Consider the following 17,439-nt stretch of genomic DNA (forward strand, 5'->3'; position numbering starts at 1 on the left):
GTGACCAAAGCCTTGAGGCCGCTTGAAACGGCCAAAATGGTATCCACTCAGTTTAGGTGGAAGCCATCGCCTTAAGCGACGGTGTCAGAAAGGTGCGTCGTTGCTTGGACGGTTATAGCGCTTTGCCCAAGGGCAGCATCCGCTTGCCTTGCAGGTGATCATTAGTGTCAAATCACCGGCTGCCTTGCGAGGTGGTTTATGCGTTATTTTTGAGGAAAAGGCGAGCACCATGCCGACATTGCACTGGGTGGGTAAGGATCAGGTCCGAAACCATCATCGGGATGTAACCTATCGCGTTCTACGCGATCACTATACTTTTAAGGCAACATCATCGTGCCCAAAGAACACTGTGGATAACAAAGTTATTCAGGGTGATAATTTGGAGGCGCTTAAGAGTTTGCTGCCAGAATATGAAGGAAAAGTGAAGTGTGTTTACATTGATCCGCCCTATAATACTGGCAATGAAGGCTGGGTGTATAACGATAATGTCAATGACCCCCGTATAAAGAAATGGCTTGGTAAGGTTGTTGGCAAAGAAAATGAGGATATGAGTCGCCAAGATAAATGGCTGTGCATGATGTATCCTCGCTTAAAACTATTGCATCGGTTACTTTCGGATGATGGATCGATCTGGGTATCCATTGATGACAACGCAGTAGGAATATTACGCCCCATTCTGGACGAAATATTCGGGGTGGGAAATTTTGTCACATGCGTGATTTGGGAGAAGGCTGACTCTCCACGTAATTCTGCCAATCAGTTTTCAACCGACCATGATTACATCTTAGTCTACTCTAAACGCCCCAACTGGGTGCCGGCTAGGTTGGCAAGGACGGCTGAGTCGGACTCCATATATGAAAACCCGGATGACGACCCCAATGGTTCCTGGATCGCGGGTGATCCGTTTGCTAATAAGCCATATTCAAAAGGATTGTTCACTATCTCTGGTCCTACAGGGCGTGAGTTTTCCCCCCCTCCAGGTCGATTTTGGCGGGTGTCGGAGGACCGCCTTCGATCCCTGGATTCTGAAGGGCGCGTATGGTGGGGGCCTACTGGGGACGCGCGGCCAAGTATCAAGCGCTACTTGAATGAGGTTGGAGATTTAGTTCCCCGGACTCTTTGGAAAAAAGATGTGGGTAGCAACCGTAGCTCGAAAAATGAAATGCGAGCAATTTTTTCTGGGGCTTCATCATTTGACACTCCAAAACCTAGCACGTTGATCGCTCGTATTCTCGATATTGCCGCAGACCACGATTCGATCGTACTTGACTCTTTTGCGGGGTCGGGAACCACCGGGCACGCGGTGCTTAAAGCTAATTTGCAAGATGAAGGTACACGTCGCTTTGTCTTGATTGAAATGATGGATTATGCCGAATCTCTGACAGCAGAACGGATTAAGCGCGTCATGGAGGGATACGGAGAAAAAATAAAGCGATACCGGGGCTCGGAGGTGCATTTACGTACTATTCCTTAGGGGAGCCACTGTTCGTAGAGTATGGGAATCTAAATCCGAAAGTCGGACTAACCGCTATTCGAGAGTATGTTGCCTGGCAAGAGGGAATACCTAAAGCCTCTCTCCTTAACTCTGAAGCAGCACGACACCCTTATTGGTTGGGCGAGGCAAATGGGTTAAGGGTTTTCTTTGCGTATGAAGATAAAACTGCAACTACCCTAGATCTCGAGCTTTTAGCCGATTTGGTGAAGGAGGTAGGACCCGTTCTAATTTATGCGGACCAACTTGCACTAGGCGAAGATTTTATGCGACGTCACTGCATAGGATTCAAAAAAATTCCCCGCGATATTGCTCGGCTCTGAGGAACTAGACAATGCAATTGAATAGCTATCAGAGTCAGGTCATTGAAGATTTGGAGCTCTTTCTCCGTCGTTGGACTGCTTGTGACGATGCTCAGTTTGCCTACCGAGCGCATTGGGACGCACGGGGCGCCACCAAGATGCCTGGGTATCAGAATCCCGTACATGGGGCACCGCAAGTCTGTGCCAAGGTTCCCACTGCCGGGGGAAAGACCTTCATAGGGCTTCATGCGGTATCCAGCATATTTAAATCGCTCCAGAAACGCCAAGGCGACGCCCGCTTGTGCTTGTGGCTGGTTCCCTCGCTGTCGATTCTGGAGCAAGTGTTAAGCGCGCTGCGCAATCCTACTCACCCGTATAGGCAGAGCCTCAATCGGCTTTTTGAAGGCCGCGTGAGTATCATGGATAAGCGGGATCTCTTGTCTGGACACCTTTCTCGAGACGAAGTTGAGGATGGCCTTGTTTTAGCAGTGCTTACGTACGACAGCTTGAAGGCGCGTAATAAAGATGATCGAAAACTATACCAAGAGAACTCCGCCTTGGATGATCTGTCATCTACTGCTATCGCAGTTGGTGAAGGAGTCGACCCATTTTCTCTCGTCGCGTCGATGGCAGGCTTACAGCCGGTCATAATTGTTGATGAAAGCCATAATGTCACGAGCAGCCTTTCGCAGGATATGCTTCGTAACTTGAACCCAAGCTTCGTTTTTGAACTGACTGCTACTCCGCGCATGGGAGCTAACATCATCAGTTTCGTCGATGCTTTGGTTATGCGTGATCAGCACATGGTGAAGCTACCGGTTATCGTTAGAAACCTTCCCAGCAGAAGCTCCGTAATAGCACACACTATAGATCTTAGAGCTCGTCTCGAGGCGGAGTCGCAGGCGGAAGAGCTCCTGGGGGGATCCTACATTCGCCCGATAGCTTTAATCCAGGCCGAAAGTAGGAATAAAGCAGATGCACAAACTTTTGAAAAAGTGAAAGCTGAACTGCTCGAACATGGAGTTCAAGAGGACTGGATTAAAATAAAAACCGCTGATAGGGACGAGTTGAGTGGGATTGATCTCATGTCTCCCTCGTGCTCTGTGAGATTTGTAATTACAGTGAACGCATTAAAAGAGGGGTGGGATTGTCCGTTTGCCTACGTCCTAGCCACTCTTGCCGACAGATCATCACCTGTAGATGTTGAGCAAATACTGGGCCGAATTTTAAGGCAACCCTATGTTCGCGCGCACGGGCACGAACCATTAAATATGAGTTACGTCCTGACTGCGTCGAGCATATTCAGTAACACGCTTGAACGAATTGTCGCTGGGCTTAATCGTGCAGGGTTTAGTCGCGCGGATTTCAGAACGCCAGATTTGAGTCAAGATGAGCCTAAATTAGAGCTTAAAACTACAGCGAAAGTTACGCCCTTGCACGGCGCGACTGGTGATCTTCCTCTTTTTTCGAAGTCTAATATACACTCAACTTCAGTTGATCTAACCTCTGCCAAAACAGATGCTGGTGAAGGTCAAGATTTCTTAGCTTCGACCATGCTTGCTGCAAGGGAGGCGAATGCGGAGCTGGTGGCAGCGAGCGCGGCAAACCTGAGTGGTCACATACCTGCGGAGGTAAGAAGCGCAATGGAATTGTACTCGCTCCGTCCGGAGTTTTTAGATGAGATCAAATCTCTAAAACTCCCGCAGTTTTTTAGGAAAGCACCGCCCGGCCTAATTTTTGCTGATGAGGCTGGAGATGTTCTCCTTGAGAAGTCTCAGCTTGTCGATCATGAGTTTCGTCTTGCTGACTGTGACATAAATGATTTTTCAGTTGCACCTGTAAGTGGCGATCTAGTAAAGCTCGATCTTCTGAGAGTTGGTGATTCGCAGGGAGACTACGAACCCACTCGTATACGTCTCAAAGATAACGAGGTCCGAAAGCTAAAAGATTACCTGTCGAGCCTTGATGCTGACGCCAAAAGACGACAACTCACTGGGCTAGTCAGTAGCTGGCTCGGTAAAATGCCACCCTTGGCGGAATCAGACCTTCAAGCTTACATTAAGAAGATATTGGCTCGTCTTAGTGTTGGTCAGCTGGATGAGATTTTAGAGCAGCAGCACTCATATGTTGAAAGTATAAAGCAGCGAGTGCGAAGCGAAATGCTCGCCTTTTCTCGTCGACGATTCAAAAACTGGATTGATCTGAATAAAGTAGATACTCGACCTTTTTATATGCTCCCCCTCGAGATTTCTCCTCGTCTCATAGCGTCAGTCGCGGCTTCAAATTCGCTTTATGTCCGCGAGGAAAAAGGAAACGGGCTGGAAGAGAGGATGTCTGAATTTCTCTCTGACTGTGACAATGTAAGGTGGTGGCATCGAAATGCCAGCGGCCGCGGATTTTCGTTAAATGGTCCTATAAATCATTACCCTGATTTTATATTGCGGCTTAGTTCAGGGTTGATTATTTTGTTAGAAACGAAGGGAGGAGATAGGGATAATTCTGACTCGGGAGCGAAGATCGAGCTTGGTAAGCTATGGGAGAAGTGTGCTGGACGTGATTATCGTTATCTAATGGTTTTTGAGCATCATCCGCTGGATGGAGCATACTCTTGGGCGGATGCATGTGAGCTGCTGAGAAGTCTTTGATCTGACCAGTTCAGTACGACTTACGTAGTGTTGAACTGGTGTCTCATGAATGACTATCTATCCGCCGATAGTCCGTGTATTGAGCAGGGGTATTGCCGAAATAAAGTTTCTGGCGATACCCCACCCTCCCGCCAGTTATTAGTACTTGGTGATTTTGTCGCCAATGTAAAGTATGTACAGCGGTGTTTGAGCGGTTACAGGCCACGAAAAGTGTATTCGCATTTGGGGCGTTTGAACCTTTCCGTGGTATGGAGCAGATATTTTCTCTCCTTGCTGCTCCGGATGCACAAATCTCATCTCGTGTTCAAAATCACGTTTCTCTCGATCGCTAGAATCCGAAAACCATGCTCTCGGTCCGGTGAAATAAGTCTGATAAAGTTCATCTCCTTCGCGATTTCTGCCGCTATCTATGATATGGGTTGTCTTAAATTTTGTGAGTATTGCTAAGAGGTCCAGAATGCTTCTAGCCGCAGCAGCTACAAAAGGAGTGCCTGTTAGTGGGGCAAAGGTGGCAGCCGAGAAGTGTAAGGCGCCGAATCTTTGTTGACATGTCCGGGCCAGTTGCTCCCATGATTGCATTGGTGGCTCAGCTTTTTGCAATTCGGCTTCAAGAGTCGCAGCAGTGAAATGATTGATCAAATTTTTACTTTGGGTAGGCAATTCCGCTCGATGCCAGGTTACCTCAAGCAAGGAATTACTCCAGCCTGACGGAGAGATACTCGTAAGTTGCGCCTCTTTACTCAAAAAACTTAGATAAGCGCACTCACCAATAGCCGTATCTGTGACGACTTCGTTTAGACATTCCAAATACTCTTCTGTTGGGTGGCGACGGGTATCCTCCCAAAAAGGACCTGTTCGTCCCAGCCACCCCATTAATGCAGACGCTTTATTTCTATCAAGACTCCGCATTGTCTGAGGAAGGTTCAGTTGGTGGGTTACCATCGATTGCATTAGCTGGCGATGGCAGTAAAGGTCGCGATCATATTTTCTCGCTACCCCTCGCATCGCCATCAGCACCTCTAAGGAGTCTTCAAAGCTTTGTGTATCCGCGAATTGACCATGCAACGAGCATTCATTGAAAAAAAGTTCCATCTCACTCTCCCCACCCCGCGAAGTGATTCATATCCTTATCGAACTGGTCGAAGAAACCTTCCGGCCAAAAATCAACATTTCCGGAAGCGTCAAGCTGCGGTGAGACAACCTGATCCAACTCAGGTGTTGAAGGACGAAAGAAGTGCAATGCAACCTGAGACTGAGTAAGTACCTTTTTTCGCACCGCTCGCCTAATCCCATTTAACACGTGATCACTATGTGTTTCTAATATTATTTGAGATCCTGCTCCGGCAGCCATTGCTAGAAAGCTTCCCATCAATGCCTGGCCCGCTGGATGGAGATGGACCTCAGGGTTTTCAATCAGAATCAAGTCGTTTTCATTTGCCGATAATATAGCGACTATAATTGGCAAAACTTGGGTGAGACCGAATCCGACGTTGACTGGTCGATGATAGTCAGTTTCCGCTGAAGTTCGGATGCCCAGCGATACAGCGTTCATACGAGCAATGGGTGTCACCTCGATGCCACACCCCGGGAAAAAGTACTGCATCCACGCTTCTACCTGTCTCATCAACGTAGGTGGTGCAGTGTCTATACACATTTTTTGAGTTATTGGCTTTTCTGCCAAGCGATATAAGCAGCTGACAGCGTGCTCTCCCTTTGGCCCAACAGTTTGAATAGTACTTCTATCCTCTAGAGGATAGAAGTCACGAGGACCAATTCGCTCGGCTGTTATATAAGTTAGGGACTCAAGTGTGGAGCAGACTGTAGGTTCACATCCTGCACCGGCGGGTAACAGTTTATTCAAGATTTCCTTGGGCGAATCATCTCTTTTGGGATGACAACTTACTTCCATAGACATTTCAGGCCTATCGCCCGTAAAGGTCCAGCGGTATGTCGACTCCTCGTTTGTCAGCGCTAAATCAAACTCGTTGCGGCCGTGAATTTTATTTATTACATCTTGCACCGTGCCTAGGTTAAGAATTCCGCCATTTAGTATTAGTCGTGTGCTCCATTCATTTTCTCGAATGGTTTGATGTAATACTACTAGCGCCTGCAGCAGTGAGGATTTTCCAGAGGCATTTGAACCTGCAAGCAGAGTCAGTTCCGCAAGTGGTAGTTTAAGTAACTGGAAACATTTGAAATTCCGCAGTTCAATTTTACTGATCACCAAGAACCTCCTCTAGCATTTTTTTGGTCAGGTCGAATCTCGAGCTGACGCGCGCGACCTGATTTGTGCCTAAGGAAATCGCCTCTCTAAATATAGCGTTTTCCATAAGCGTATAGAATCCACTATGCAGCTCCTCTGCATGAGCTTCCACCAATGACTCTGGGTAACGACTCAAGCCTGTTGACATCACGTCCCAAAGTGAAGCGTTAATCACACTCCTGCTATCGTAAGGCGATGAATGCTTCCGAAACGCATGCTTTGAAAAAATTAGAAAATTGTTTCGCATACTTGCTCTGAATCGTGCCGAAAGCTGCTCAAGCTCACGCTCTGATAGCTCATTCATCTTTTCTAAAGCCTGCGCTAAGAAGTCATCCATGTCACCTTTATAGCGGGACAAGTCTAAAAGCTCAAAAGCACAGAATCTATTTATTAGTTCGCGATCGCGCATCGTTTTTTTATTCAGGCTTCCGCCTGTGGATTTTATAAATGCGTTGTTTTTTGATTCTTCTTTCAAAAAGCGTGTAGCCTTGCCGGAATACAAGCAGTTTCGCATTTGTTGGCGGGTAAGAGGCACGCCTCCATTTACTCGTTCAAATATGTCGAGTAGTGCCTGTGCGGGAACCTTGGCGTCAATAACATATAATACTAAGTTGCAGTCTTCGACTCGATTTTGCAGTTTTGGAGATAAGTCTTGAAAATGTTTATTGTGGAGTTCGCTTTGGTGCGGTAGTTTTAACTTTAGCTCGTTATTCACGAAGCGTTGGAAAGTCGATAGTCTCTGGAGGCCATCAACGACTATCATTTGTCCCTTGATATTTTCCGCTAGATAGAAAACCGGTAGAGGTATTCGCATCATTACCGATTCTATAAGCTTGCATTGCTTGTCTTCGGCCCAAATGAAATCTCGCTGAAAGTCTGGGTCCATGACAAAACTTCCTTTCTCGATGCGACGCAGGACATCATGGACTGTCCTGTTTTCGTTCCGGATTAATACTGTATCGATTGGATAATCGCCAAAGGAAATATCCTCATCCTTGTCTAGGCCTTCAATAGGTTCAGCTTCAGAATCAGCTACTTCCTCGTTGACATTTATCATCACTGTCCTTTTCTCGCATTGTGGTCCGGGCTTTAGAGTCTTCTAGCAGATTCGAGCATAGCCAGTTTACTTTCTTATCAATGGGGAGGTCGACAGATGGATGAGCTCGAGGGGTTCTGGCGATCGTCGTCCATTGTTGCACCCATGGTCGAGATCGCGGAGGCATTAGGACACCCTTTGCCTCCTTTATTCCCTCGCCCTCAGGTGGACGATTCTTGATGACATTTTAGGTGGTCAGCGGTGCTCGTGGATCAAGAGCTGGAGTAATCCAGGCATCGTTTCCCCCCCATTCGCGCCAGCTACCCACCGGATTCGATGCGGCCGATTAAGAAGGCGGTTTCGGCTTTGCACCAAGTTTCTCAGCAGGGCGAGGCACCAATCGACTTGGCAATCGGAAAGTCTCTACAGTGCGCATCTCGTGAAAACGTTCGTTGGTGCGTTCTAAGAGGAGGCTCAGGGTGCTAATCCTTCGTGAGTAGCCGGATTTAGTCGTTGGAGGGGGGAATCGGATAGATTGCGATGGCAGGGATGTGGGTGTAGCAGGTTTGTCTGCTAGCTATTCTTCCCGGTCAGCCAGTCTTGCCGATGCTAGCGTCAGGCGGTCGGCGTTCTTTTTCTGTAAAGCATATGCTTTACGCAAGAGTGGGGGGAAAGGAAGGCAAGCAGTCGCATTCAGTCCCGCGCGGACTTTCTTTACATTTTTTTGTAGTGCTCACGCGTACGGTCAGGAAATTCGCATAGAGTCAGGGTGTTAGAAGAGTTATCGCTTTCTAATTTTCCGCCTTATGTGAACTACCCTTCTGATTCCTGCAACCCGGAATAGAACCTGAAAAGCCCGGCCTCCTGATGGATGCCGGGCTTTTTGTTTTTTAACCTGGCAAATCTTGCCGAGGTCCAGGCCTGACCAAGCTTCTACGTGCGGTGATACTCTCCTTCAGATGTAGTTCCTGTGAAGAGTTGCCCCATGGATCGCCTTTCCACGTTGTTGTCACAGTTCGGCGTACGCGCACACCTGTTTTACAGCGGCAAGCTGTGCGGAGTGTCTTCCTATGATGGGGCCGATCAACGCGGTCTTATTCATTTGTTGCAAGGTGGCACTGTCACGCTCAAAGGGCCTGGCAAAAGTGACTTGTTACTGGTTTGCCCGAGCCTGATTTTCCTGCCGCGCCCGAGTCGTCATCAGCTCATCGCCAGTGAGGCTGAAGGTGCTCAACTGTTGTGCGCGTCGATGCTGTTTGATGGCGGCGTAAGCAATCCGATATGTGCTTCGCTTCCGGACCTGCTGGTGCTGCCCCTGGATGAGCTGCCACAACTGGCGGACACCTTGAGATGGCTGTTCAGTGAGGCCTCGGGTGGGCATTGTGGCCGGGAGGCGGTACTTGATCGCCTGTTCGAACTGTTGATCATCCTGCTGTTCCGGCATTTGCTCGACCATCAGCAGTTGAGTACCGGGATGATGGCTGGGTTGGCCGACGTGCGCCTGGCGCGGTCGCTAATGAAGATGCACAACCAACCTCAACGGCCTTGGTCCGTGGCCGAACTGGCGGACGAATCGAACATGTCGCGCGCCGCCTACGCAGTGCATTTTCGTGCGGTCCTGGGACAAACCCCGCTGGATTATTTGTTGAGCTGGCGGATCAGTCTGGCGCAGAAGCGTCTGCGGGAGGGGCGGCCGATCACGCTGATCGCCGATGAGGTGGGCTATGAAAGTCCATCGGCTCTTGCCCGTGCCTTTCGCCGCAAGACCGGCTGCAGTCCACGGGACTGGATGAAATCATTGACCGTTGAGGGAGCGGTACTTGCCGAGGGCGGCGATGACCTGAATCCATGAACTGATACAGGTCATCGGCGGGCGACGTTGTCAGTTCAAGGCGTCTCCAGTCGGGTCAGCGAGTGGCCCGCCACGAACAGGGATGCAGCAAGCAAACCGATGTCCTTGAGGAGGAACTGGCCTGGCGCTACGGTTATGGCCGGGAAACCAAGACCGGGCTCAATCACGCCGGGTGTCGAGAACATGAAACTCAATGTGGTGAGAAACAGCACGGCCGACAAGGCACCTCCGATCAATGAGAGCTTTGGCGAGAGCAAGCGACCGGCAATCAGTACGCCGATCGAAACCTCCAGGACACCCAGCAAACTGGAAAACAGATCGACACTGAAAAGCTGATAGACCCAACCCAGGAACGGGCTGTTGCTCACCAACGGAACCAGCCCCTGTGCTTCGTAGTGGGTGAATTTCATACCGCCGAACCAGAAGTAGATAACGGCGAGGGCGAAGTAGATGCCGTAGGTCCCGATCGCCTGGGTGGTCAGACCGAGGGTTTTTTTCGTCAGGCTGTCAGTGCTTATCGTCGTGCTGTTCATTGTTCAGGCTTCCAGTGAGTTGTCTTGAAAGTGGCATGGGGTGAAAGCAACACTCCTGCGCGGATGCGTTGGGAGTGGGGACATTGTTGGCTTCGGCATGACTTTTCAGGGTTCTGGCAGTATTGCGTTCGATGCAGATCGTCCAGACTCACTGGTAAAAAGCCCATGGCATTGCGGCCATGGGCTTTTGCTTTTTTGATGCGGGCTAGCCCTTGGCAAGCGCTGAATTAACGGGCGAGGAACTCATCGGTGGACACCACGCTGGCATAGGCAAAGCCCAGGGCCGACATGAAGGCGGCATGAACATGTGCCGCTGGAACGGTTACGCCGTTGAATTCGAGGTCACGTGAGGCACACGCATCGTGGATCACCGTGACGCTGTAGCCGAGGTCGTTGCCGGCGCGGGTGATGCCATCGATGCACATATGGCTCATGCTGCCGACGACCACCAGTTCCTTGATGCCTTGCTCGTCGAGGATTGACTGTAGTTCGGTTTCGCGGAACGAGTTGACGAAGTGCTTGAGTACCACCGGCTCGTTGGCTTGGTTGAGGACTTTGGGGTGCAGTTTTGCGCCCTCGGAGTTCGGGGTGAAAAAAGGCGCTTGCTCGGAGGTGAATTCGTGGCGGATGTGCACCACCGAATCACCGGCCTCGCGGAAGGCCTTGAGCAGGCGAACGGCGTTGTCTGCGGCGGCATCTGCGCCGACCAGCGGCCACTTGCCTTGTGGGAAGTAGTCGTTTTGGATATCAACTACGATGAGTGCTTGCTTGGCCATGACTGTTTCCTCGAAGTGCGGTTTGGGTGTGGAATGAAGTATTGGCTTTGGCAGGCCTTTCGAGGATTGGCCGCACCGACAATAGAAAGGGGAAAACTGACAATGGATGCACAAAGGGCAATCGCCGAGCTGGGTGTGCTGATCTACTCCGGTGCGCAAATGGCGGCGGTGCATGGGTTGACGGACCTGTTCGGGGTGGCCAACCGAATCGCCGAGGAGCATCCGGCAGCGCATTTGCCGCTGTTGCGTGTCAGCCATTGGCGGGTCGAGGGTGATCAGGAACCGGTGCGGGTCTACGACAGCCACCCCGGCACCGACCGCGCATTGGTGGCGGTGATGATTCCGCCGTCAATCGCCGGGTTCTCCGAAGGCCAGGCACCGCAAAAATTGCTCGGCTGGCTTCGCCAACAACATGCCAGCGGCGCGACCTTGGGCGGTGTCTGCGTGGGTTCACTGCTGTTGGCCGAAAGTGGTCTGCTCGACGGTCGCAGCGCCACGACCCACTGGACTTCGGCCAAGGCCTTTGCCGAACGCTATCCGGCCATCAAGCTCAAGGCCGACACGCCGATTGTCGACGATGGTGACCTGATCACCACCGCCGGGCTGATGGCCTGGTCCGAGCTGGGCCTGCGTCTGGTGGATCGTCTGCTGGGGCCCAGCATTGCCACGGGCACCGCGCGTTTCCTGGTGGTCGAGCACAGCGACAGCGCCAGCGAATGCGGCAGCAACTTTGCGCCAATCCTCAACCATGGCGACGGGTCGATCCTCAAGGTCCAGCACTGGCTGCAAAGCACCGGCGCCACCGACGTTTCGCTCCCGACGATGGCTGAGCGGGCAGGGTTGGAGGAGCGCACGTTTCTGCGCCGGTTTCGTGCGGCCACGGGGCTCAAACCCACCGAGTACTGCCAGCATTTGCGCGTCGGCAAGGCCCGGGAAATGCTTGAGTTCACCAATGGCACCATCGATCACATTGCCTGGACCGTGGGCTATCAGGATCCGGGGGCGTTCCGTTCGACGTTCAAGAAAATTACCGGGCTGGCACCGAGTGATTACCGGACGCGGTTTGGGGTGACGCCGAGTAACGCGGCTCGATAGAGGCATCACGACAAATCCCCTGCGGGATCGTATTCACCTATCAATCGTGCAAATTGCAAGAAATGGCGTAGCGGTCGTGCAGAATAAAGCAGGCGTCCTGCCATCACCGATCCTGCAACCGACTGATTGGAAAAACCTTTTTCAACCGCTGCGGTTGGCCTGATCTCTGCACCCCAACCACTACACTCATCAAGCGACGAGGGGGATGCATGACCCCACCAAACTGCAAGAAACTGGTGGTCGCCCACTCAGTGCACGCCGATGCGCCGGTGCACGAAGTCGAAACCAACCGCGCGTTGGCCCGCTGGCTGGCGCAAATCCTTGGGCTCAAATTCGGTGGCAGCTACGACCCGCAACAGCATGACGGTCGCGATCTTTACCTGCTGCCGACCCAAACCCTGGTGGGCGCCGCAGCCGCTCGGCAATTGGGCGTCGAGGGGCCGGAAGATTTATGGGGCGGGTATGTCGAGCATGATTTCATCTGCACCAAAGCCATCAGCCACGGTCTGTTGAACCATCACGCCCATGCGCCGAAAGGCTGGGCGCCGCTGTTTTCCGAACGGGTGCGCAGTGTCGTGCTCGACGGCCTCAGCGTGTTCTCTTTCGAAGATGCACGGCCGGCGGCGGAGCATTTGCTCTACACCGGGCCGATCCGTATCAAGCCCATTCATGCGTGCGCCGGGCGCGGTCAGGAAGTGATCAGCAGCCTCGATGAATTTGACGACGTCCTCGCGCGCCCCGAGGCCAAAGCATTGTTCACCGAAGGTGTAGTGCTGGAGCAGGACCTGGGCCAGGTGATCACCCACAGCGTCGGTCAGAGTTTTATCGGTGGCAAAGTGCTGAGTTATTGCGGTGATCAATACTTGACCAAGGACGCCCACGGCGAAGAGGTCTATGGTGGTTCCAACCTGCTGGTGGTGCAGGGCGACTATGACGCGTTGCTGAAACTGGACTTGCCGGATGATGTGCAACTGGCGATTCATCAAGCGCAGGTGTTCGACAAAGCCGCTGATGAAGCCTATCCCGCGTTCTATGCCTCGCGGCGCAACTACGACATCGCCCAAGGAGTGGCCAGCGACGGCAAGCAGCGCAGTGGTGTGCTCGAACAATCGTGGCGCATGGGCGGTGCCAGCAGCGCCGAAGTGGCGGCGTTGCAGGCCTTTTTCAATGACCCGGGAATGCGCGCCATTCGCGTGTCCTCGGTGGAAACCTACATCGACCAGCCGCTGCCTGTGGACGCCATCGAGGTGTACCGCGGACCGGCGCACAACAGTGAATTTCTTCTCAAGTACGTAACGGTCAAATCCTATGACGGCTAGAAGCGAAAGCATTCAAATCGACATCGATGATGAACAAATGAGCGGGACGTTCCTCAGTCCCAAATCGAAGGTCCCCGGCGTGCTGTTTGTGCACGGTTGGGGCGGTAGTCAGGAGCGGGACCTTGAGCGGGCCAAGGGGATCGCCGGCCTTGGATGTGTCTGTCTGACGTTCGACCTGCGCGGCCACACCGGCGGCACCGGCATTCCCCTGTCGCGGGTGACCCGCGAAGATAATCTGCGTGATTTGCTGGCGGCCTACGACCGCTTGCTGGCACACCCGGCGCTCGATACGTCGGCCATTGCCGTGGTGGGCACCAGTTACGGCGGCTACCTGGCCTCGATCCTGACGTCGTTGCGCCCCGTGCGATGGCTGGCGCTGCGGGTGCCGGCGCTGTATCGCGACGATAAATGGCACACGCCGAAGCGGGATCTGGACAAGCTCGACCTGCGCGATTACCGCAGTACGCTGGTGCGCGCCGACAGCAATCGCGCCTTGCATGCGTGCTCGGCATTCACCGGGGATGTGCTGCTGGTGGAATCGGAAACCGATGACTACGTTCCCCACGCAACCATCATGAGTTACCGCGCGGCGTGCCAGCAGACGCATTCGTTGACCCACCGGATTATCGACGGTGCCGATCACGCACTGAGTGATCCCGTTTCACAGCAGGCTTACACCTCGATCCTCGTGGACTGGATCACGGAAATGGTGGTGGGTGAGCGGTTGAGCATTATTCAGTCCAAGTGATTTTCCGGTGTTCTTCTGGACACCTTCGCGAGCAGGCACTGCCCATCACTTGGGTTTCTTCGAGATCCGCAACGATTTGGCCTTGGCCTCCACCAGCAAATACATCACCAGCGTGATCAACAGCGGCAGTAGAAAATAGATCGCCCGATACGCCAGCAACCCCGCCACCAGGCTGCCTCGCGATGCTTCATGTTGCAGCAGGGCAACGAACACCGCTTCCAGTACACCAAGCCCGGCCGGGATGTGGGTGATGACTCCCGCAATCGCGCTGATCAGCAACACGCCAAGCACCAACGGATAATCCAGTTTGCTCGGCAGTAAAGTGAAAATCACCGCCGCCATCAGCGACCAGTTCAAGGCACCGAGGGCCAGTTGCAGGATCGCCATGCGCAGCGACGGCAGATTGATTTCCACGCCGCGGATCGACCATTCCCGACGCCTGGAAAACTGGCACGCCGCCAGATACCCGGCGCTCACCAACAGCAGGAGCACGCCCACCGCTTGCAGGGCACCACTGCTCAGTTGCCAGCCTGGCGGCATCCGCACCAGTCCGCTGCTGAACACCACGCCAGCGATCAGCATGTAGCCGAACCAGTTGGTTGCCAGGCTCAGCCCGAGGATTTTCGCAATGTTGGCTTTGCTCACGCCAAGCCGCGAATACAGGCGATAACGCATGGCGATGCCGCCCACCCAGGCGCTCAGGTTGAGGTTGAAGGCGTAGCTGATGATCCCCACCGGCAGGATCTGTTTCCACGTCAGGTCCTGGCGGATGTAAGTGCGGCCGATCAGGTCGAAACAGGCATACACCAGAAAACTCACCGCGGTGAGGCTCGACGCGATGATCAAGGTACGCACCTTGAAATCAGCCAGGGTTTCGAGCACTTCGGCCCATTCGATGCGCTGGGCAAACATCGTCAACAGGACGATCAGCGCCAGAAAAAACAGCAGGGTCAGCGGTCTTTTCCAGCGGCCCAGACGCGACTTGGCCGGGTGATCGGCGTGGGGCGCCGCGTGTGCTTCAGTGCGACTCATGTTGATCGCTCCCGGTCGGTGGGGTGAACGCTTTCAGACGTGGTTTATGGGCGGGCAACCACCCGGCCCAGGCCGGGAAATGCCGCAGGAAGTGGAACACCAGAAACCCCACGGTCATATGCCAGATGCGCCCTCGCGGAGCCTTGTCCACCGACATGGCCTTGCAATGGTTGTCGCTGAGTTCTTCGAGCCGTTCGAACAGGTCACGGTTGAATGCCCGGTCGCGGATCAACACGTTGGCCTCCAGGTTCATCGACAGGCTCAATGGGTCGAGGTTGCTGGAGCCGACGGTGCTCCAGTCTTCGTCCACCAACGCGACTTTGCCGTGCAGCGGCCGGTCGCAGTATTCGAAAATTTTCACCCCGGACTTGAGCAGGTAATCGTAGGTCATGCGCGCTGCCAGTTTGGCCACCAGCATGTCCGGCTGCCCCTGCAGAATCAGGCGTACTTCAACCCCCCGGCGAGACGCGTTACGGATTTCCCGCAGCAACCGGTAGCCGGGGAAAAAGTACGCGTTGGCGATGACCACGCGCCGCTGCGCCGTGCGCAACGCCAGGCGGTAAACCTCTTCGATGTCGGTCGAGTGCTCGGCGTTATCGCGGTACACCAGACGCACCTGGCCATCGTGATCAGTCACGGCCAGTTCCGAGCGACGTTGTCGTCGGCGTTGCCACCAATATTTGGCACGCGCCGGGCGACCGCATTGCAGCAGGGCGAAGTGATGAATGTCGGCCACCGCCGGGCCTTGCACTTCAACCGAATAATCCTGCTTGGCCTCGGGGCCGAAATCGGCCAGATGGTCGGCGGAAAAATTGATCCCGCCGATGAACGCGATCGTCCCGTCCACGACCACGATCTTGCGGTGCAGGCGCCGGAACCAATTGGTGCGAATGCCCAAACGCTTCGGTGCCGGGTCGAACATTTGCAAGTGCACGCCGGCGCCGCTCAGGGCGGTGAGGTAAGCGGCGCTCAGTTCGCCGCAGCCAAACCCGTCGAAACTCGCGGTGACGCGCACGCCCCGTTGAGCCGCTGCGATGAGCACCTCCTTCAATTCATCGCCGACCTTGTCCTCAAAGACAATGAAGGTTTCCAGGAGGATTTCGGTTTTTGCCTGACGCATCGCCTCGAACACCCGAGGGAAATAGGCTTCGCCGTTTTCCAGCAGTTCGACCCGGTTGTTGCCTTGCCAGCCGTACTCGACGTCGACCGCCGTCGGCGCACTCGTGGGGGGCGCGGCAATCGTTTCCAACGTGGTTTTTTCCATCGACGGGATGCTCATAGCTCGATCTCCACCGAAAGCGGTGCGTGATCCGAAAGGTGGGACCAGGGCCGGGTCGTCAGCACTTGCGGACGGCTGGCCTTGAGGTTGCGCACATAGATGCGATCCAGGCGCAGGGCCGGCAGGCGTGCCGGAAAACTGCGCGCCGGTTTGCCGTGGTGCTGGGCGAACACCTCGTACAATCCGCAGGGTTTGAGCAGGTCATCGGCGCGCTGGCGCCAATCGTTGAAATCGCCGGCGACGATCACTGGCGCATCACTTGGCAGTTCCTCCAGGCGCCGGGCGAGCAACTTGAGTTGTTCATGGCGGTGGGTTTCTCGCAGGCCCAGGTGAACACAGATCGCGTGGACCTCCGGCCCTTCACCGGGCAGGCGCAGTACGCAATGCAAGATGCCGCGGTTTTCATGACCGCTGATGGTTACGTCGAGGTTGTCATGGCGAACGATCTGGAATTTCGACAGCAGCGCGTTGCCGTGATCGCCCGCCGGATAAACCGCATTGCGTCCGTAGGCAAACTGCGGCCACAGCGTGTCGGCGAGAAACTCATACTGCGGCATCGCCGGCCAATTGCTGTAGCGCTTTGGGTGCTGTTCGTGCGTGCCGTGGACTTCCTGCAAAAACACCACGTCAGCAGAGACGCTGCGCACCGCTTCACGCAATTCCGGCAAAATGAAACGGCGATTCAATGCCGTGAAACCCTTGTGTGTGTTGACCGTCAGCACGGTAAAACGGTGCACGACGGTGTTAACGGACGCTTGCTCGTCCGTGACGCCGATCGGCTCGGACATGCTCATGGCAGCACTCCTTCGGCGGCGGGTTCGCCGGGAGCGGTGAGCAGATCGCGCTTCTGGGGTAAGCCCATTGAGTAGAAATCCCCCCGCCAGGGTGTGTAGCGCCAACCTGAAATTCCGATGTGAATCGCCGCCATGTCGCCTCCCGTCTGAGTGCCCCATTCTTTTGCTGACTGCGGGGCGACGACGAAAGTTTCGGTGGGGCTATGAACGGCATGCGTTTGCGAGATTGCCATAACACCTGTAGACGCCGGCTTGCGGGCTATAGCGCGAAGA

Annotated in this window: 14 protein-coding genes and 1 pseudogene; 6 read left to right on the forward strand and 9 right to left on the reverse strand. The window is 53.9% G+C overall.

Annotated features, from left to right (window positions below; all coding sequences use genetic code 11):
• The first annotated feature begins 229 nt into the window (after positions 1-229).
• On the forward strand, positions 230-1,474 hold the full coding sequence (locus KHO07_RS03075) for a site-specific DNA-methyltransferase (protein ID WP_212626434.1): 1,245 nt from the start codon (positions 230-232) through the stop codon (positions 1,472-1,474).
• A 352-nt stretch (positions 1,475-1,826) separates the two neighbouring features.
• Positions 1,827-4,439: a DEAD/DEAH box helicase family protein gene (locus KHO07_RS03080; protein WP_212626435.1), complete on the forward strand. Its 2,613-nt coding sequence runs from the start codon at positions 1,827-1,829 to the stop codon at positions 4,437-4,439.
• Positions 4,440-4,577: 138 nt separating this feature from the next.
• Here KHO07_RS03080 and KHO07_RS03085 read toward each other — a convergent pair whose 3' ends face one another.
• From KHO07_RS03085 to KHO07_RS03095, 3 genes are read right to left on the reverse strand one after another with little or no spacing between them, the layout of a single operon-like run.
• Complete coding sequence (locus tag KHO07_RS03085; RefSeq protein WP_212626436.1) at positions 4,578-5,531, reverse strand: hypothetical protein; 954 nt, start codon at positions 5,529-5,531, stop codon at positions 4,578-4,580.
• A 1-nt stretch (position 5,532) separates the two neighbouring features.
• Positions 5,533-6,663 carry a DUF3696 domain-containing protein gene (locus tag KHO07_RS03090; protein WP_212626437.1) on the reverse strand — a complete coding sequence of 377 codons (1,131 nt, stop codon included), beginning with the start codon at positions 6,661-6,663 and terminating at the stop codon, positions 5,533-5,535.
• Positions 6,653-7,759 (reverse strand): DUF262 domain-containing protein, encoded by a 1,107-nt coding sequence (locus KHO07_RS03095; RefSeq protein WP_212626438.1) that lies wholly within the window; start codon positions 7,757-7,759, stop codon positions 6,653-6,655. Before KHO07_RS03095 ends, KHO07_RS03090 begins: the two co-directional genes overlap by 11 nt.
• A gap of 964 nt (positions 7,760-8,723) precedes the next feature.
• Here KHO07_RS03095 and KHO07_RS03100 point away from each other — a divergent pair.
• On the forward strand, positions 8,724-9,590 hold the full coding sequence (locus KHO07_RS03100) for an AraC family transcriptional regulator (protein ID WP_212626439.1): 867 nt from the start codon (positions 8,724-8,726) through the stop codon (positions 9,588-9,590).
• Positions 9,591-9,625: 35 nt separating this feature from the next.
• On the opposite strand, the gene KHO07_RS03105 is transcribed toward KHO07_RS03100, so the two are convergent.
• Both KHO07_RS03105 and KHO07_RS03110 read right to left on the reverse strand, forming a co-directional pair.
• A complete protein-coding gene (locus KHO07_RS03105; protein ID WP_212626440.1) occupies positions 9,626-10,123 on the reverse strand; it encodes a DUF417 family protein in 498 nt (165 codons plus the stop codon).
• A 227-nt stretch (positions 10,124-10,350) separates the two neighbouring features.
• Positions 10,351-10,899, reverse strand: coding sequence for a cysteine hydrolase family protein (locus KHO07_RS03110; protein WP_150734592.1), 549 nt, complete (start codon positions 10,897-10,899; stop codon positions 10,351-10,353).
• A 102-nt stretch (positions 10,900-11,001) separates the two neighbouring features.
• Here KHO07_RS03110 and KHO07_RS03115 point away from each other — a divergent pair, with 102 nt between their 5' ends.
• The 3 genes from KHO07_RS03115 to KHO07_RS03125 all read left to right on the forward strand — a co-directional run bounded on the left by KHO07_RS03115 (position 11,002) and on the right by KHO07_RS03125 (position 14,061).
• Positions 11,002-11,994 (forward strand): GlxA family transcriptional regulator, encoded by a 993-nt coding sequence (locus KHO07_RS03115; RefSeq protein WP_150734593.1) that lies wholly within the window; start codon positions 11,002-11,004, stop codon positions 11,992-11,994.
• Positions 11,995-12,203: 209 nt separating this feature from the next.
• Complete coding sequence (locus tag KHO07_RS03120; RefSeq protein WP_212626441.1) at positions 12,204-13,313, forward strand: DUF3182 family protein; 1,110 nt, start codon at positions 12,204-12,206, stop codon at positions 13,311-13,313.
• The gene (locus KHO07_RS03125; protein WP_212626442.1) at positions 13,303-14,061 is read left to right on the forward strand and encodes an alpha/beta fold hydrolase; all 759 of its coding nucleotides are present in this window, start codon (positions 13,303-13,305) and stop codon (positions 14,059-14,061) included. The genes KHO07_RS03120 and KHO07_RS03125 overlap by 11 nt, the downstream gene beginning before the upstream one ends.
• 45 nt (positions 14,062-14,106) lie before the next feature.
• Here the strand turns inward: KHO07_RS03125 and KHO07_RS03130 are convergent, their stop codons facing one another.
• The 4 genes and pseudogenes from KHO07_RS03130 to KHO07_RS03145 all read right to left on the reverse strand — a co-directional run.
• Complete coding sequence (locus tag KHO07_RS03130; RefSeq protein ID WP_212626443.1) at positions 14,107-15,093, reverse strand: lysylphosphatidylglycerol synthase domain-containing protein; 987 nt, start codon at positions 15,091-15,093, stop codon at positions 14,107-14,109.
• Positions 15,080-16,372 carry a cardiolipin synthase ClsB gene (gene clsB / locus KHO07_RS03135; RefSeq protein WP_212626444.1) on the reverse strand — a complete coding sequence of 431 codons (1,293 nt, stop codon included), beginning with the start codon at positions 16,370-16,372 and terminating at the stop codon, positions 15,080-15,082. Before clsB ends, KHO07_RS03130 begins: the two co-directional genes overlap by 14 nt.
• A complete protein-coding gene (locus KHO07_RS03140) occupies positions 16,369-17,166 on the reverse strand; it encodes an endonuclease/exonuclease/phosphatase family protein (protein WP_212626445.1) in 798 nt (265 codons plus the stop codon). Before KHO07_RS03140 ends, clsB begins: the two co-directional genes overlap by 4 nt.
• A gap of 41 nt (positions 17,167-17,207) precedes the next feature.
• A pseudogene (locus KHO07_RS03145) lies at positions 17,208-17,300 on the reverse strand (DUF72 domain-containing protein); the annotation flags it as partial.
• Between the last annotated feature and the right edge of the window lie 139 nt (positions 17,301-17,439).

It is taken from the genome of Pseudomonas sp. PP3, assembly GCF_905336995.1.
Classification (GTDB): Bacteria; Pseudomonadota; Gammaproteobacteria; order Pseudomonadales; family Pseudomonadaceae; genus Aquipseudomonas; species Aquipseudomonas reinekei.

Coding starts and splice junctions, on each gene's coding strand:
- KHO07_RS03075 (WP_212626434.1), top strand. CDS start 230: ATGCCGACATTGCACTGGGTGGGTAAGGATCAGGTCCGAAACCATCAT.
- KHO07_RS03080 (WP_212626435.1), top strand. CDS start 1,827: ATGCAATTGAATAGCTATCAGAGTCAGGTCATTGAAGATTTGGAGCTC.
- KHO07_RS03085 (WP_212626436.1), bottom strand. CDS start 5,531: ATGGAACTTTTTTTCAATGAATGCTCGTTGCATGGTCAATTCGCGGAT.
- KHO07_RS03095 (WP_212626438.1), bottom strand. CDS start 7,759: ATGATAAATGTCAACGAGGAAGTAGCTGATTCTGAAGCTGAACCTATT.
- KHO07_RS03100 (WP_212626439.1), top strand. CDS start 8,724: ATGGATCGCCTTTCCACGTTGTTGTCACAGTTCGGCGTACGCGCACAC.
- KHO07_RS03105 (WP_212626440.1), bottom strand. CDS start 10,123: ATGAACAGCACGACGATAAGCACTGACAGCCTGACGAAAAAAACCCTC.
- KHO07_RS03110 (WP_150734592.1), bottom strand. CDS start 10,899: ATGGCCAAGCAAGCACTCATCGTAGTTGATATCCAAAACGACTACTTC.
- KHO07_RS03115 (WP_150734593.1), top strand. CDS start 11,002: ATGGATGCACAAAGGGCAATCGCCGAGCTGGGTGTGCTGATCTACTCC.
- KHO07_RS03120 (WP_212626441.1), top strand. CDS start 12,204: ATGACCCCACCAAACTGCAAGAAACTGGTGGTCGCCCACTCAGTGCAC.
- KHO07_RS03125 (WP_212626442.1), top strand. CDS start 13,303: ATGACGGCTAGAAGCGAAAGCATTCAAATCGACATCGATGATGAACAA.
- KHO07_RS03130 (WP_212626443.1), bottom strand. CDS start 15,093: ATGAGTCGCACTGAAGCACACGCGGCGCCCCACGCCGATCACCCGGCC.
- clsB (WP_212626444.1), bottom strand. CDS start 16,372: ATGAGCATCCCGTCGATGGAAAAAACCACGTTGGAAACGATTGCCGCG.
- KHO07_RS03140 (WP_212626445.1), bottom strand. CDS start 17,166: ATGAGCATGTCCGAGCCGATCGGCGTCACGGACGAGCAAGCGTCCGTT.